This window comes from Arthrobacter sp. Z1-15, assembly GCF_054792395.1.
In genome coordinates this window covers 3344796-3358844 of sequence record NZ_CP096454.1, presented here as the reverse complement: position 1 = coordinate 3358844, position 14049 = coordinate 3344796, and the positions used below count along the sequence as shown (strand labels likewise).

The 14049-nt window shown below is 67.6% G+C and carries 16 protein-coding genes; 14 read left to right on the top strand and 2 right to left on the bottom strand.

Annotation, left to right across the window (positions count from 1 at the left end; genetic code table 11):
• Window positions 1-98 precede the first annotated feature (98 nt).
• From paaA to M1D40_RS15525, 6 genes are read left to right on the top strand one after another with little or no spacing between them, the layout of a single operon-like run.
• Window positions 99-1100, top strand: a complete 1002-nt coding sequence (gene paaA / locus M1D40_RS15550; protein ID WP_461169418.1) for a 1,2-phenylacetyl-CoA epoxidase subunit PaaA — start codon at window positions 99-101, stop codon at window positions 1098-1100.
• Between the two features lie 2 nt (window positions 1101-1102).
• Complete coding sequence (gene paaB, locus M1D40_RS15545) at window positions 1103-1486, top strand: 1,2-phenylacetyl-CoA epoxidase subunit PaaB (RefSeq protein ID WP_341395292.1); 384 nt, start codon at window positions 1103-1105, stop codon at window positions 1484-1486.
• A complete protein-coding gene (paaC, locus tag M1D40_RS15540) occupies window positions 1483-2307 on the top strand; it encodes a 1,2-phenylacetyl-CoA epoxidase subunit PaaC (protein ID WP_461169417.1) in 825 nt (274 codons plus the stop codon). Before paaB ends, paaC begins: the two co-directional genes overlap by 4 nt.
• A 5-nt stretch (window positions 2308-2312) precedes the next feature.
• On the top strand, window positions 2313-2837 hold the full coding sequence (paaD, locus tag M1D40_RS15535) for a 1,2-phenylacetyl-CoA epoxidase subunit PaaD (protein ID WP_461169416.1): 525 nt from the start codon (window positions 2313-2315) through the stop codon (window positions 2835-2837).
• A 3-nt stretch (window positions 2838-2840) separates the two neighbouring features.
• Window positions 2841-4007, top strand: a complete 1167-nt coding sequence (gene paaE, locus M1D40_RS15530; protein WP_461169415.1) for a 1,2-phenylacetyl-CoA epoxidase subunit PaaE — start codon at window positions 2841-2843, stop codon at window positions 4005-4007.
• 24 nt (window positions 4008-4031) lie between these two features.
• Window positions 4032-4799, top strand: a complete 768-nt coding sequence (locus M1D40_RS15525; RefSeq protein ID WP_461169414.1) for an enoyl-CoA hydratase/isomerase family protein — start codon at window positions 4032-4034, stop codon at window positions 4797-4799.
• Between the two features lies 1 nt (window position 4800).
• On the opposite strand, the gene M1D40_RS15520 is transcribed toward M1D40_RS15525, so the two are convergent.
• Window positions 4801-5241: a hypothetical protein gene (locus tag M1D40_RS15520; RefSeq protein WP_461169413.1), complete on the bottom strand. Its 441-nt coding sequence runs from the start codon at window positions 5239-5241 to the stop codon at window positions 4801-4803.
• Between the two features lie 197 nt (window positions 5242-5438).
• On the opposite strand from M1D40_RS15520, the gene M1D40_RS15515 reads away from it, so the two are divergent.
• From M1D40_RS15515 to M1D40_RS15495, 5 genes are all read left to right on the top strand, one after another.
• Window positions 5439-6104, top strand: coding sequence for a hypothetical protein (locus tag M1D40_RS15515; protein WP_461169412.1), 666 nt, complete (start codon window positions 5439-5441; stop codon window positions 6102-6104).
• 70 nt (window positions 6105-6174) lie between these two features.
• On the top strand, window positions 6175-6864 hold the full coding sequence (locus M1D40_RS15510; protein ID WP_461169411.1) for a copper resistance CopC family protein: 690 nt from the start codon (window positions 6175-6177) through the stop codon (window positions 6862-6864).
• A 239-nt stretch (window positions 6865-7103) separates the two neighbouring features.
• A complete protein-coding gene (locus tag M1D40_RS15505) occupies window positions 7104-7685 on the top strand; it encodes a copper chaperone PCu(A)C (protein ID WP_461169410.1) in 582 nt (193 codons plus the stop codon).
• Window positions 7686-7687: 2 nt separating this feature from the next.
• The gene (locus M1D40_RS15500) at window positions 7688-9043 is read left to right on the top strand and encodes a Dyp-type peroxidase (RefSeq protein ID WP_461169409.1); all 1356 of its coding nucleotides are present in this window, start codon (window positions 7688-7690) and stop codon (window positions 9041-9043) included.
• Window positions 9044-9167: 124 nt separating this feature from the next.
• The gene (locus M1D40_RS15495; RefSeq protein ID WP_341395301.1) at window positions 9168-9422 is read left to right on the top strand and encodes a DUF6480 family protein; all 255 of its coding nucleotides are present in this window, start codon (window positions 9168-9170) and stop codon (window positions 9420-9422) included.
• A 93-nt stretch (window positions 9423-9515) separates the two neighbouring features.
• Here M1D40_RS15495 and M1D40_RS15490 read toward each other — a convergent pair whose 3' ends face one another.
• A complete protein-coding gene (locus tag M1D40_RS15490) occupies window positions 9516-9983 on the bottom strand; it encodes an Lrp/AsnC family transcriptional regulator (RefSeq protein ID WP_341393214.1) in 468 nt (155 codons plus the stop codon).
• Window positions 9984-10203: 220 nt separating this feature from the next.
• On the opposite strand from M1D40_RS15490, the gene pdhA reads away from it, so the two are divergent.
• Genes pdhA through M1D40_RS15475 form a run of 3 tightly spaced genes read left to right on the top strand, consistent with a single transcriptional unit; the run spans window position 10204 to window position 13961 of the window.
• Entirely contained in the window at window positions 10204-11331 is a 1128-nt protein-coding gene (pdhA, locus tag M1D40_RS15485; RefSeq protein WP_461171070.1) for a pyruvate dehydrogenase (acetyl-transferring) E1 component subunit alpha, read from the top strand.
• Between the two features lie 12 nt (window positions 11332-11343).
• Complete coding sequence (locus M1D40_RS15480) at window positions 11344-12438, top strand: alpha-ketoacid dehydrogenase subunit beta (protein WP_461169408.1); 1095 nt, start codon at window positions 11344-11346, stop codon at window positions 12436-12438.
• Window positions 12435-13961 (top strand): dihydrolipoamide acetyltransferase family protein, encoded by a 1527-nt coding sequence (locus M1D40_RS15475; RefSeq protein ID WP_461169407.1) that lies wholly within the window; start codon window positions 12435-12437, stop codon window positions 13959-13961. Before M1D40_RS15480 ends, M1D40_RS15475 begins: the two co-directional genes overlap by 4 nt.
• Window positions 13962-14049: the final 88 nt, after the last annotated feature.

Below are 14049 nucleotides of genomic sequence, written 5' to 3'. Positions count from 1 at the left end.
CGTGCGCTCAGTCACACGCATATCCTGAACGAACGGTCGGTAAATATCCAAGGCACATTCGCATCCGGCTTTCATCCCGCACAGTGAGGTGACATCTAATGTCGTTGCAGACCGATCCTTCTCCCAACCTGCAGGCCGTTCCGTCCGAAGATTCCGGATCCCCTGCCTCCGGCCCCGAAGCACACTTCGAGCAGCTGCTGGCCGAGGACTCCCGGGTTGAACCGCGGGACTGGATGCCCGAGGCCTACCGCAAGACCCTGGTACGGCAGATTTCCCAGCACGCGCACTCCGAGATCATCGGCATGCAGCCGGAGGCCAACTGGATTACCCGCGCCCCCTCACTCAAGCGCAAGGCCATCCTCATGGCGAAGGTGCAGGACGAGGCCGGCCACGGGCTCTACCTCTACTCCGCGGCCGAGACGCTGGGCACTCCGCGGGAGAAGATGACCGAGGACCTGATCGCCGGCAAGGCGCGCTACTCCTCGATCTTCAACTACCCCACGCTGAGCTGGGCGGACATGGGGGCCATCGGCTGGCTCGTCGACGGCGCCGCCATCTGCAACCAGGTGCCGCTGTGCCGCGCGTCCTACGGCCCGTACGGCCGGGCCATGGTGCGGGTCTGCAAGGAAGAGTCCTTCCACCAGCGGCAGGGGTTCGAGATCCTGCTGGAACTGGCAAACGGCACCGAGGCGCAGCGGGAAATGGCGCAGGACGCCATCAACCGCTGGTACGCCCCGTCGCTGATGATGTTCGGCCCGCCCGACGACGATTCGCCCAACTCCAAGCAGTCCATGGCCTGGAACATCAAGCGTTTCTCCAACGATGAACTGCGCTCCCGCTTTGTCGGAATGATCGTGGAGCAGGTCAAGGTCCTCGGGCTGACCCTGCCCGATGACCAGATCCGCTACAACGAGGACACCAAGCAGTGGGAGCACGCTCCGCTGGACTGGGATGAGTTCAAGGAAGTCCTCGCCGGCCGCGGACCCTGCAACGCGCAGCGTCTGGCCCGCCGCCGCGAGGCACACGAAAACGGCGCCTGGGTGCGCGAAGCAGCAGCCGCATACGCGGCAAAACAGGCACGAAAGACCGAGGTGGCATAAGCATGGTTTCCGGTTCAACAACGGGCGACGACGGCGCCAAGCCCGTGGGCACGCAGACTTCCGCGGAGCCGGGGGCAGCGGCCGAAGATGCCGCTGCGGGCGTGAGCGCGGCCTGGCCGCTGTGGGAAGTTTTTGTCCGCTCCTCGCGCGGACTGTCCCATGTCCACGCCGGCTCGCTGCACGCACCCGACGCTGACATGGCGGTCCGTAACGCCCGCGATCTGTACACCCGCCGCAACGAGGGCGTATCGCTCTGGGTGGTGCCGGCGTCGGCCATCATTGCCTCCGACCCCGACTCCAAGGGCCAGTTCTTCGAATCCCCGCAGGGCAAGGACTACCGGCATGCCACGTACTACACCAAGTCCGAAGGGGTGAAGCACCTGTGAGCTCGGACAGCGCCACCCGCATCACCCCCGGCAACGCCCTGCGGCCCGAGGACATTGCCGCCTCCGGCACCAAGGCGCCGGCCGACGTCGCCGATTATGCGCTGCGCCTGGGCGACGACTCCCTGATCCTGGCCCAGCGCCTCGGCTGGTGGATCTCCCGCGCCCCCGAACTGGAAGAGGACGTGGCCCTGGGCAACATCGCCCTGGACCTGCTCGGGCATGCCCGGTCCTTCCTCACCTACGCCGGCTCGGCGACCGGCCGGACCGAAGATGATCTGGCCTACTGGCGCCGCGAAGGGGAGTTCCGTTCCGCGCATCTTTTCGAGCAGCCCAACGGCGACTTCGGGCTGACCATCGCCCGCCAGCTGGTGGTCTCCTTCTACCAGTTCGAGCTCTACCGCGCGCTGCTGTCCTCCACCGACGCCACCCTGGCCGCCATCTCCGCCAAGGCGGTCAAGGAGGTCGGCTATCACCGCGACCACAGCGCCCAGTGGATCCTGCGCCTGGCCGGCGGCACCGAGGAATCACGGCGCCGCATCACGCGGGCCCTGGAACTGACCTGGCCGTACGTCGGTGAGCTGTTCGAGGACGACGACGCCGTGCGCGCCCTCGCCGGCAGCGGTGCCGCGGTCCTGCCGTCCTCGCTCCGTGCGAACTTCGACGCCGGCATCGGCGCCGTCCTGCGCGAGGCCGATCTTGAGGTGCCGCAGGTTCCGGCTGCCCCGGGAGGCGGCCGCCGCGGACAGCACAGCGAACACCTGGGATACCTGCTGGCCGAGATGCAGGTCCTCGCCCGCGAGCATCCCGGCGCAAGCTGGTAGCAGCCATGGCCGATCTGGAGAGCACGGTCGAGGAACTCCGTCCCGCCGAGCCGGCCGCCGCGCAGGCCTGGGACATTGCCGCCACCGTGTGCGACCCCGAGATTCCGGTGCTGACCATCGAGGACCTGGGCGTCCTCCGCGGCGTGGAACTGACCGGGCCGGATGCCGTCACCGTGACGATCACCCCCACCTACTCGGGATGCCCGGCAATGGATGCCATCCGCGAGGACGTCACCGCCGCGCTGAACACTGCAGGCTACGGCCGGGTCCGGGTGGATTTGGTCCTCGCGCCGGCCTGGACCACCGACTGGATGAGCGAGGCCGGCAAGGCCAAGCTCAACGCCTACGGCATTGCCCCGCCCACCGGCAAAGCCGCCGCCGGTCCGGTCCGGCTGGGCCTGAGCGTGAAGTGCCCGCAGTGCTCCTCCCTCAACACCCGCGAACTCACCCGCTTTGGCTCCACGTCCTGCAAGGCCCTCTACGTCTGCCAGGACTGCAGCGAACCCTTCGACTACTTCAAGGTGCTCTAACCCATGACAACTTCCGTTCCAGCCGCAGCGCCGGCGGCACCGGCGCCGACGCGCCGCACCGCCTTCCATCCCCTGACGGTCTCAGAGGTCCGGCGCCTGACCAACGACGCCGTGGAAGTCACCTTTGCCGTGCCCGAGGCGCTCGAAGGCTCCTACGACTACCTGCCCGGCCAGTACGTTGCCCTGCGCACTACTCTGGACGGCCAGGAAATCCGGCGCAGCTACTCGATCTGCGCCGAACCCAGGCCCGGTGAAATCCGGGTGGCGATCAAGCGTGACCTGGGCGGCAAGTTCTCCACCTGGGCCAATGAGTTCCTCAAAGCCGGCGACGTGCTGGACGTCATGAGCCCCTCCGGCGGCTTTATTTCCAAGCATCCAATGAACGAACTGAACCACCCCGAGGACATGGACCTCACCGGCGAGGACGTCTTTGTGGCAGTGGCCGCGGGCTCCGGTATCACCCCGGTCATCTCGATTGCCCGCACCGTGCTGGCGGCCTCCGACACTGTCCGCTTTGACCTCGTCTACGCGAACAAGGCTGCCATGGACGTCATGTTCCTGGAGGAGCTGGCGGACCTGAAGGACAAGTATCCGTCCCGGTTCGCCCTGCACCATGTGCTCTCCCGCGAACAGCGCATCTCACCCCTGCTCTCCGGGCGGATCGACGCCGAGAAGCTGGCCACCCTGATCGATTCGGTCCTGCCCACCCGAAACGTGGACGAATGGTTCCTCTGCGGGCCCTTCGAACTGGTGCAGATGTGCCGCGATACCCTGGCCAGCCGCGGCGTCGAGGCCGAGAAGATCCGCTTTGAGCTCTTCACCACCGGCCAGCCCAACCGGCCCGAAGGCCAGTCCGGGCGGCCCGTCACCGCCGACCCGAACGCCGACAATTACAACATCACGTTCCGGCTGGACGGTCTGCAGGGCAAGGTTGCCAGCCCCACCCACGCCCGCGAAACCATCCTCAATGCCGCGCTCCGGGTCCGTCCCGACGTTCCGTTCGCGTGCGCCGGCGGCGTCTGCGGCACCTGCCGGGCCAAGGTGGTCACCGGCACCGTGGAGATGGAGGAGAACTATGCGCTGGAACCCGACGAACTGGAAAAGGGCTACATCCTGACCTGCCAAAGCCGTCCCACCAGCCCCGACGTCACCGTCGACTACGACGCCTAGTCTCTGAAGGAACGGAGCATCCTCATGATCGAACTGAGCATCACCGACGGCATCGCCGAAATTGTCCTGAACTCGCCGCGGAAGCTGAACTCCCTGAACGAGGAGGCGCTGGCACAGCTGTCACAGGCGTACGACGACGCCGCCGTCCCCGGGGTGCGCGCGCTGCTGCTGCGCGGAGAAGGCAGGGCCTTCTGCGCCGGGCGGGACATCTCCGCCGTCGACCCCGCCAACGACGACGCCTATGAGTATCTCGGAGAACTGGTCACTCCGCTGCTGCAGAAGATGGCGGGTTTTCCGGCCCCGACGTTCGCTGCCGTTCAAGGGGCCTGCCTCGGCGTCGGCCTCGGTCTGCTGGTGGCCACCGATGTTGTCTATGTGGCGGAGGACGCGAAGATCGGCTCGCCGTTCGCCGCCCTGGGAGCTGCCCTGGATTCCGGCGGACACTGGCTTTTCACCGAACGGCTCGGCACCCACCGTGCCCTGGACCTGATCTATACCGGGGACCTGATGAGCGGCTCCGAAGCGGTGGCGGCCGGGTTGTTCAGCCGGTCCTTCCCGGCAGACCAGCTGCAGGAACGCACCCGCGACATCGTGGCACGCGTGGCCACCGGCTCCGGCGGCGCCTACCGGATCTCCAAGGCGCTCGTGGCCGAAATCCGGGACTCCCGGATTGGGCTGTGGACCGCCATGGAGGAAGAGAACAAGGCCCAGGGCATCCTCAGCGGCACCAGGGACTACGCCGAGGGGTTTACCGCCTTCCTGGAAAAGCGCAAACCTGCCTTCCAGGACTGACTCAGTAAAACTCCACGGCCCAGTGCAGCTCCTGATCGGCGCGGACCTCGATGGAGATGCCCGTGCCTTCCTCGTACGGATTGATCCCGCTGATGACCTTGACCGGTCCGCAGGGGACCTCGGTGTCAGGTCCGCCGCTGATGGAGACGACGGCGGTGCCGGCATCGCAGATGAACCGTGCATCCAGCGGCCCGGTAAGCAGGGGGTCAAGCCTGAGCTGGTTGGGTGCCTCCGGACCGGCCGTCCCGCCGCCGGCGCGCTTCTCTTCAGGAGCGCCATCCTCATGCGACGACGCTAGTTCGGACTGCAGCTTCTGCATCTCGGCCGCCCAGCTTGGTGCTTCCTGTTGGGGCTGGCTTTCCGCCGTCCCTGCTTCGCACGCAGTCGCCAGCAGCAGGACCGGGACGCCGACGGCCAGTACTGTCCTCATGCCGGGTTTCATTCGCTGCTCCTTGCTCTTCCGGTGATGTGAGCTCTGCCGGTAATGCGACCCACCCTAACGGAGTGCCGCTCCGGCGATGCGGATGCAGCAAGCGGACCGGATGCCGCAATATTCGACAACCTGTAGAAATACGGGAAGAATGTCTTGCAGCCGGAGAAGCACCTGCCGACCGGCCCGAGCCGTATCCGGGAGGGATCATGAGCACGCGTGCCGCACGCTTGGTGCGCGGCTGGGCCGCAGCACTAGCGGCCACGGCCGTTGCCGCTGCCTCCCATGTCCTGGCCGGCGGAGTCATCCCGCCCCCGTCCATCGTGCTGTTCTGCCTGGCGCTGTCGGCGATGGTTTCCTGTGCGCTGGCAGGGCGGTCCCTGTCCCTTCCGGGAACCACGGGGGCGGTCCTGGCCAGCCAGGGCATTTTCCACCTGCTGTTCACCGTTGGCGGTGCGGGGCTCCCTCCCGCAGCTGCCGGTACATCCGACGCAGCCGCCAGCCCTGCCGCGGGCCATGCGGGCCATGCCTTCCATGGCGACTCTGCGGCCCTCAGCCAACTGGCCGATGCCGGGCAGACCGGCGCCGGAGTGGCAACGGCCGGGCATTCCTCTGCGCTGATGTGGCTCGGACACCTGCTGGCGGCCGCGGCCACCGTTGCCCTCATCCGGAACGGCGAGGCCGCACTGCTGCGCATCCTGGAGGCCATGCGGCTGCGCATCACCGCCATCCTGCCGCTGTTCCTCCCGCTGCCGCTCGGCCCGAGGATCCCCAAGCTTTCCCTGCTGATTCCGGCCGAGCCGTTCCGGAACCTCGGCGTGCCACTGCTGGCGATGAGGCACCGGGGACCGCCTGCTGCTGCTGTGTCCTTCTAGCCGCGCACCTGCCTGGTGCGGGGCTTTCCCACCAGCAGACGCCGGCAGAAAGCCGGCGCAGGAAGCAGCCATGTCGCTTGTAACGTCCCCCGTAGTGTCCCCCTCGTATTTATCCTCCCCCCAGGTCCGCGCCGCCCGCCGGCCGTTGATGGTCCGGGCTCTGTTCCTTGCAGCTCTGATCTTCGCCGGCGGCGGCACCGCCCTGGCCACCGCCCCGGCTGCCGCAGCCCACGATGAGCTGGTAAGCACCATTCCCGCAGCCGGAGAGCGGCTGGACGCAGCGCCGGCGGAACTGGAGCTCACCTTCAGCTCCGCCCTGATGGACCTGGGCAACCAGATCCAGGTCCTGGACGCCGATGGCCGGAACTGGGCGGAAAGCGCCCCCGTCCTGAACCGTGAAACACTCGTCCAGCCGCTGCCCGGTGAGATGCCCAACGGGGAATACTCGGTGCGCTGGCGCGCCGTGTCCTCCGACGGCCACCCGATCACCGGCAGCTATGAGTTCCTTGTCGGAGCCGACGCGGTGGCGGGATCAGCAGCCACGGCGCTCCCGTCCGACTCCCAGGACTCAGAGGAGCGGGACGAGACGCCCGACGCCGGCGCCTCCGAAGGCGCTGAAGGCAGCGAGAGCGCTGATGCATCCAACGACGGCGGGCTCCCGGCCTGGCTGGTTCCCGGCATCCTCGGCGGCGTAACGGGCCTGCTCATTTACGCCGTGTACGCGGTGGTTTCCCGCCGCCGCCGCGGCCGGACCGAGTAACCTCCCGGCAGCCCCGGGAGCAACCTCCCCGGGCTGCTCCCGGAGTACCTCCCGGCAGCTTCAGTGCTGCCGCATTACGGCTGTGCATCACAGGCGCAGCTTCTCGACCACATCTTCGGAGGCGTCCACGCGGCGTTCCTCCACCTTCCGGCGCCCCAAAATAATCCGGAGCCAGCTCGACCGGCCAAAAGTATCCGGCAGCCAGGCGACCCGGCGCGCCCGACCACAGGAGCAAAACCATGTCCATTTCTTCTTCCCGCAGCTCTGTGCTGCTGGTCCTTTCCGCCGCCCTCCTCGGAGCAGGGTTGACGAGCGGCTGCACGTCCGCGGCAGACACGTCCGATCCGGCTCCGGCCGCACCTTCCGGCACCGCCTCCGCCCCGGAGGCCGCGCCTGCCGGGTCCCCGGATGCTGCTGCGGACGCGGCGGCACCCCTCACCATGGCCCACCCGTGGGTGAAGGCAGCAGACGGCGGAATGACCGGTGCTTTCGGCACCCTGGCCAACAGCGGCACCGAGGAAGTGCAGGTGGTGGCCGCGGCGTCACCGGCAGCGGCCTCCGTAGAGCCGCACGAAACGGTGCAGCAGGCTGACGGAACCGCAGTCATGGCTGAGAGCGGAGGCGGATTCACCATCCCGGCCGGGGAAACCTTCGTGCTGGAACCCGGAGCCAATCACCTGATGCTGATGGGACTTAAGAATCCGGTGCTTGCAGGGGAGGAGATCCCCTTCACGCTGACGCTCTCCGACGGCAGCACTGTCGAGTTCACGGCTCCCGCAAAGGACTTCGCCGGAGCCAACGAGAGCTACCACGGAGGCTAACCGTGACCAGCGACGACACCGATCCAGGGGATACCCGTCCGCGGGAGACCGATCCACGAGAGGCTGAGAAGGCACCGAACACCACGCGGCGGCACCTGCTGCTCGGGGGTGCGGCAACCGGGCTCGGTGCCCTGGCAGCTGTGGGGATCAAGCTCTCCGGCGGGCGGGACAGCTCCCAACGCACCGCTTCCGGAGGGGCGGAGGCAGGGGATGCCGGGCAGCTTGCAGCGGAGGGCCGGGACTCCGGACTCGACGCAACCGGAGTCAACGGCACAACGGTGGTGCCCTTTTACGGAGCGCGGCAGGCGGGTATTGAAACGCCGGCGCAGGCCCACGCCGTGTTCCTGGCGCTGGATTTGAAGCCGGGCCTGACGGCGCAGCGGCTGGCTGCGCTGCTGCGGCTTCTCACCGAGGATGCCGCCGCCCTGACCCAGGGGCGCCCGGCACTGGCCGACACCGAGCCGGAACTGGCCGTACAACCTGCGGGTTTGACTGTCACCTTCGCGTTCGGTCCGGCACTGGTGGCGCTGGCAGCACCGGATAAGTCACCGCCCTGGCTGAAACCGCTGCCCGCGTTCGGCATTGACCGGTTGAAGCCGGAGTACTCCGGAGGGGACCTGCTGATCCAGATCTGCGGCGATGATCCCCTGGCCCTGGCCCACGCCCGCAGGATGCTGCTGAAGGACAGCCGTTCCTTCGCCGCCCTGCGCTGGGTTCAGCCCGGATTTCTGCACGCCTACGGCTCGGGGCAGGCGGGTGAAACTCCGCGCAACCTCTTCGGCCAGAAGGACGGAAGCGGCAATCCGCGGGTGGGAAGCGCGGAGTTCGAACGTGTCGTGTGGGGAGATGCGGCGGTCAAACCCTGGCTGGAGAACGGAACGTCCCTGGTCATCCGGCGCATTGCCATGAACCTGGACACCTGGGATGAGCTGGACCGACGCGGACGCGAAGAGAGCGTTGGGCGCACTCTGGCCAGCGGTGCGCCGCTGACCGGTAGCTCGGAACATGACGAACCGGATTTCACCGCCCGCAGCAGGCTCGGCTTCCCGGTAATTGCGGATTCCTCCCATCTTCGCCGGGCCAGGCCCGATGATGAGCGGCAGCGCATTTTCCGGCGGCCGTACAACTACGACGACGCTCCGACCGCGGCGGATGGCACAGAGGGCGGGATTTCGAATTCCGGGCAGATCTTCGTCTCCTACCAGGCTGACGTCGACCGCCAGTTTGTGCCCATTCAGCAGCGGCTGGACCAGCTGGACATCCTCAACGAGTGGACCGTCCCGGTGGGATCCGCCGTATTTGCAGTGCCTCCCGGTGCACGGGAAGGAGGGTTTATCGGCGAGCAGCTGTTCTCCTGACGGAAGTCCGCCGGGTTGATTCATCGCCCGGCCGGGACTAGGTTGGAGCTAATGATCAGCATGCTGATGATCGCCCGCCGGGTTCCGCCGGCGGGCGGTCGTCATTGAACAGACGGAGGCCCTGATGGCGGACAGTTACGATCCGAATAATGACCCGGCCAACCCCGACAAGCCCAAGGACGCCGGGAAAAACCTGCAGGACAGCTCGCATGAAGGAAATGGCAATGCGGCGCCGAGCACCGAAAAGGGCAAGCACGCCAATCCTGATCCTGCCGCGGGCAACATCACCGGTCTCGAGCCCGGCGGCGGAGTTCCGCCGGGGGAGACACCTCCCGCTGAGGACCAGATGAGCATGGACCAGGGGCACGACGAAGATTGATCCCCTGAATGCTGAAGCGGCGGCCCCGCACCCGGGTTTCGGGTGCGGGGCCGCCGCTGTGTTTGAGTGCTGTGCGGTTCCGCCCGCCGGGCCCTAGCGCGAGTCCAGGTCCTCGAATACCAGGAAGGTCTGCGTGTCCAGGACGCCCGGCATGGACTGCAGCTGGTCGAATATCACTTGCCGAAGGTGGATGTTGTCCTCGGCCCGCACCAGGAGGATGACGTCGAAGGAGCCGCCCACCAGGGCAATATGGTGGATTTCCGGAACCGCCCGCAACTGCTCCTTCAGTTCCCGCCAGGAATGCTGGCGGACCTTCAGGGTTACGTAGGCAGAGGAGCGCAGGCCCGCCTTGACCGGATCGACGACGGCGGTGAAGCGGCTGAGCACGCCGGTTTCGGTCAGCCTCGCGATCCGTGAGTAGGCATGCGCCCGCGAGATGTGCACGGCCTCTGCCACCGCGGTCACGGAGGCCCGGCCGTTGCCGGTGAGCTCGGCGAGGATGTTCCGGTCGATGTCATCCAGTCGGGGAAGCGGCGCCTGTTCAGATGTGTCCCGCGGCATAGTGTCTACGCACCCCTCCTGTAATCCAGTTCACATGTGCAATCTGTCCACAAGTCTAGCCGTATGAAGAGGAATCATCTGCCGTTTTGGCGCCGTGTGGATACGAATCAGGGTCCGTCAGCATACTGGGATAACAGAACATCCACGGCAAAGAAGCCCGGGGATGGCCGCTGACGGAGGCAAAATGACTATTTCAACGGGCAATCCGCCCCTAGGCGCCATGGAAGATCCCCGCCGGGACTCCCCGCGTTCCGACGCCCGCACCGACACCTCTTCCCACCTGCTGCCCTCCGAGGTTCCGGTACAGCTCGTGGATCAGGACGGCCACCACCGCCACGACGACAGGTACCCGCTGCCCGACGGCGACACCCTCCTGCAGGCCTACGCCCGGCTGGTTGCCGGACGCCGCATCAATGACCAGGCCAACGCGCTCGTGCGCCAGGGCCGGCTTGCCGTCTATCCCTCCTCGCACGGTCAGGAAGCCTGCCAGGTGGCCGCCGCCGTCGTTCTGGAATCGACCGACTGGCTCTTTCCGACCTACCGCGACACCGTGGCCGTGATTGCCCGCGGCGTGGAGCCGCTGCAGGTGCTCACGCTGCTGCGCGGCGACTGGCATTCCGGCTACGACCCCTACGAGCACCGCACGGCACCGCAGGCCACGCCGCTGGCGACGCAGCTGCTGCACGCCGTCGGGGTTGCGCACGCCGCCAAGCTCCGCGGCGAGGACACCGTGGTGCTAGCCATGTGCGGCGACGGCGCCACCAGCGAGGGGGACTTCCACGAGGCCCTGAACTTCGCGGCCGTGTTCCACGTGCCCGTGGTGTTCTTTGTGCAGAACAACGAATACGCCATCTCCGTTCCGCTGAAAAACCAGTCGGTGGCGCCGTCGCTGGCGCACAAGGCCATTGGATACGGCATGCCCGGCGAGCGGGTGGACGGCAATGACCTGGCCGCGCTGCTCTCCGTACTCGGTGCCGCGGTGGAACGGGCCCGCGAGGGTTCCGGTCCGTCACTGGTGGAGGCGCACACCTACCGGATGCAGGCACACACCAACGCCGACGACGCCACCCGCTACCGCAGCCGCGAGGACGTGGAGAAATGGGTTCCCCGGGACCCGATGACCCGGATGCGCACCTACCTGCAGAACCTGAACCTGCTCGACGACGACGCTGAAGCCCGTTTCGCCGAAGACGCCGAAACCGTGGCCGCCCACATGCGCGACGGACTGAACGCTGAAATCGAGCCCGATCCGCAGGAGCTTTTTGCCCATGTTTATGCCCGCCGCACACCGCAGCTTGAGGAACAGGCCGCCCAGCTGCGCGATGAACTCTCGCGCCAGGACGGCTGAAAGATGAGCACCATGACAGTTCCCCAAACCGCGGAAGCCCCCGCACCCGCCGCCGCGGCACCTGAGTCCCTGACCTTCGCCAAGGCGCTGAATACCGCGCTGGCCGACGAGATGGCCGCCGACACCTCAGTGCTGATGTTCGGCGAGGACGTGGGCCCGCTGGGCGGCGTCTTCCGCATCACCGACGGGCTGACGGCGCGCTTCGGGGAGGAACGCTGCTTCGACACCCCGCTGGCCGAGTCCGGCATCATGGGCATGGCGGTGGGCATGGCAATGAACGGCATGCGCCCCGTGGTCGAGATGCAGTTCGATGCCTTCGCCTACCCCGCCTTTGAACAGGTGGTCAGCCACGCCGCGAAAATGGCCAACCGCACCCGCGGCAAGGTCCGGCTGCCGCTGGTAATCCGGATTCCCTACGCCGGCGGCATCGGGGGAGTGGAACACCACTGCGACTCCTCCGAGTCCTACTACGCCCACACGCCGGGCCTGACCGTCGTCGCGCCCGCCACGGTTTCCGATGCCTACACCCTGCTGCGTGAAGCGATCCGGCTGGACGATCCCGTGGTGTTCCTGGAACCCAAGAAGCTCTACTGGACCAAGGAGGATGTCGATCTGGCCGCCCTGCGCAGCCGCTTTGATGCTCCCGGCGGTTCAGCAGCAGATGCTCCACTGCACGACGGCGGCCCCCGGCCCGGCGCCATCGGCACCGCCGCGGTGGCCCGCGCCGGCACCGACGCAACACTGATTGCCTACGGCCCGTCCGTCTCGACCGCCCTCGCTGCCGCCGAGGCCGCTGCCGCTGAGGGCCGGTCCCTGGAAGTGATCGACCTGCGCTCCATCGTGCCCTTCGACGACGAGACCGTCACTGCGTCGGTCCGCCGGACCGGGCGCGCGGTGGTCATTTCGGAAGCTCCCGGTTTTGCGTCAGTGGCCTCGGAAATCGTGGCCCGGGTGCAGGAACGCTGCTTCCATTCGCTGGCGGCACCCGTGCTGCGCGTCACCGGATTCGACATTCCCTACCCGGCCCCCAAGCTGGAGCACTGGTTCCTGCCCAGCGTGGACCGGATTCTTGACGCCGTTGACGAACTTCAGTGGGAGGACCGATGAGCGTGCGCACCTTTCTGCTCCCGGACCTGGGCGAAGGCCTGACCGAAGCCGAACTGGTCACCTGGCTGGTGGCCGTGGGCGATGAAATCCTGGTTGACCAGCCGGTGGCCGAGGTGGAGACCGCCAAATCACTGGTCGAGGTGCCTTCACCGTTCGCCGGTACCGTTGCCCAGCTTCACGGCGAAGCCGGGCAGACACTCGACGTTGGCCGTCCCCTGATTTCGGTGTCGCCGTCGGCTTCGGTTGCCGCAGCCGAAGCGGCCCCGGCGCCTGCTGCTGCCCCGGCAAGCCCTGCCCCCGGACAGAGCGATCCCGACGGCGAAGCGTACCGGCAGGAGGAAAAGGCCGGATCGGGCAACGTGCTGATCGGCTATGGCACCCCGGGCGGACACACCGTGGCGCGCCGGACCCGGCGGTCTCGGACGGCACCGGCGGTTATTCCTGCAGAAGCAATCCTCGCTGAGACAATCCCCGCTGAAGCAATCCTCACCGAAGCGATGCCGGCCGAAGCCGCTGCCGCTCCGGCACGTGCTTCCGCTTCCGGAGACCCCGCTCAGGCGCCGCGGTGCATCTCTCCGCTGGTGCGCAAGCTGGCCCGGGACGGCGGCCTCCGGCTCGCCGAGATCTCCGGTTCGGGTCCGGATCAGCTGATCCTGCGCGCCGATGTTGAGGCAGCCCTCGCGGCCGCCGGCAGCAACGGGACCGTGGCGGGCACAGCAGGCGTCGGAACAGCAGGCGTCGGCGCCGCTGCCGTCGTGACCGCCGTCGTCGAGCCCGCCGCCACAACCGCCGTCGACCCGCGCACCGGGCTGAACGTCGCCTCGCGCACCCCGGTCACCGGGCTGCGCAAGACCGTCGCCGCGAACCTGACCGCCAGCCGCAGCAGCATTCCCGAGGCCACCGTCTGGGTGGACGTGGATGCAACCGCCCTGCTTGAGCTGCGTGCGGACCTCAAGCGGCGCAATCCGGACACCACTCCGGGCCTGATGGCCTTCCTCGCCCGGTTTGTCCTGGCCGGGCTGGCGAAGTTCCCCGAACTCAACACCCGGTTTGATCCGGCGGCCTCCCCGGCGGAGGGCGCGCAGCTCACCTCCTACGAGGGCGTGAACCTGGGCTTCGCGGCGCAGACCGACCGCGGGCTCATGGTCCCCTCCATCCGGCGGGCCGACACCATGAGCGCCCGGGAGCTGGACGCCGAGATCCGCCGCCTCACCGCCACCGCGCGGGCGGGCAGGGCCACGCCGGCCGAGCTGACCTCGGGCACCTTCACGCTGAACAACTACGGAGTGTTCGGGGTGGACGGCAGCGCCGCGATCATCAACTATCCGGAATCGGCCATCCTGGGCATCGGCCGCATCATCGACAAGCCATGGGTGGTGGACGGAGCACTGGCCGTGCGGAAGCTGACCGAACTGACCCTGGTGTTCGACCACCGGGTGTGCGACGGCGGCACCGCCGGAGGCTTCCTGCGCTACGTTGCCGACGCCATCGAGAATCCGGGCAGCGTGCTCGCAGACCTGTAAGCGGGCCCGGGGCGGGCGGACGCAACATTTGCCGTTCCGCGCCGCCCCCGCAGCACCGCCGCGGTAGGTTGGAGGCGACATCCAGCCA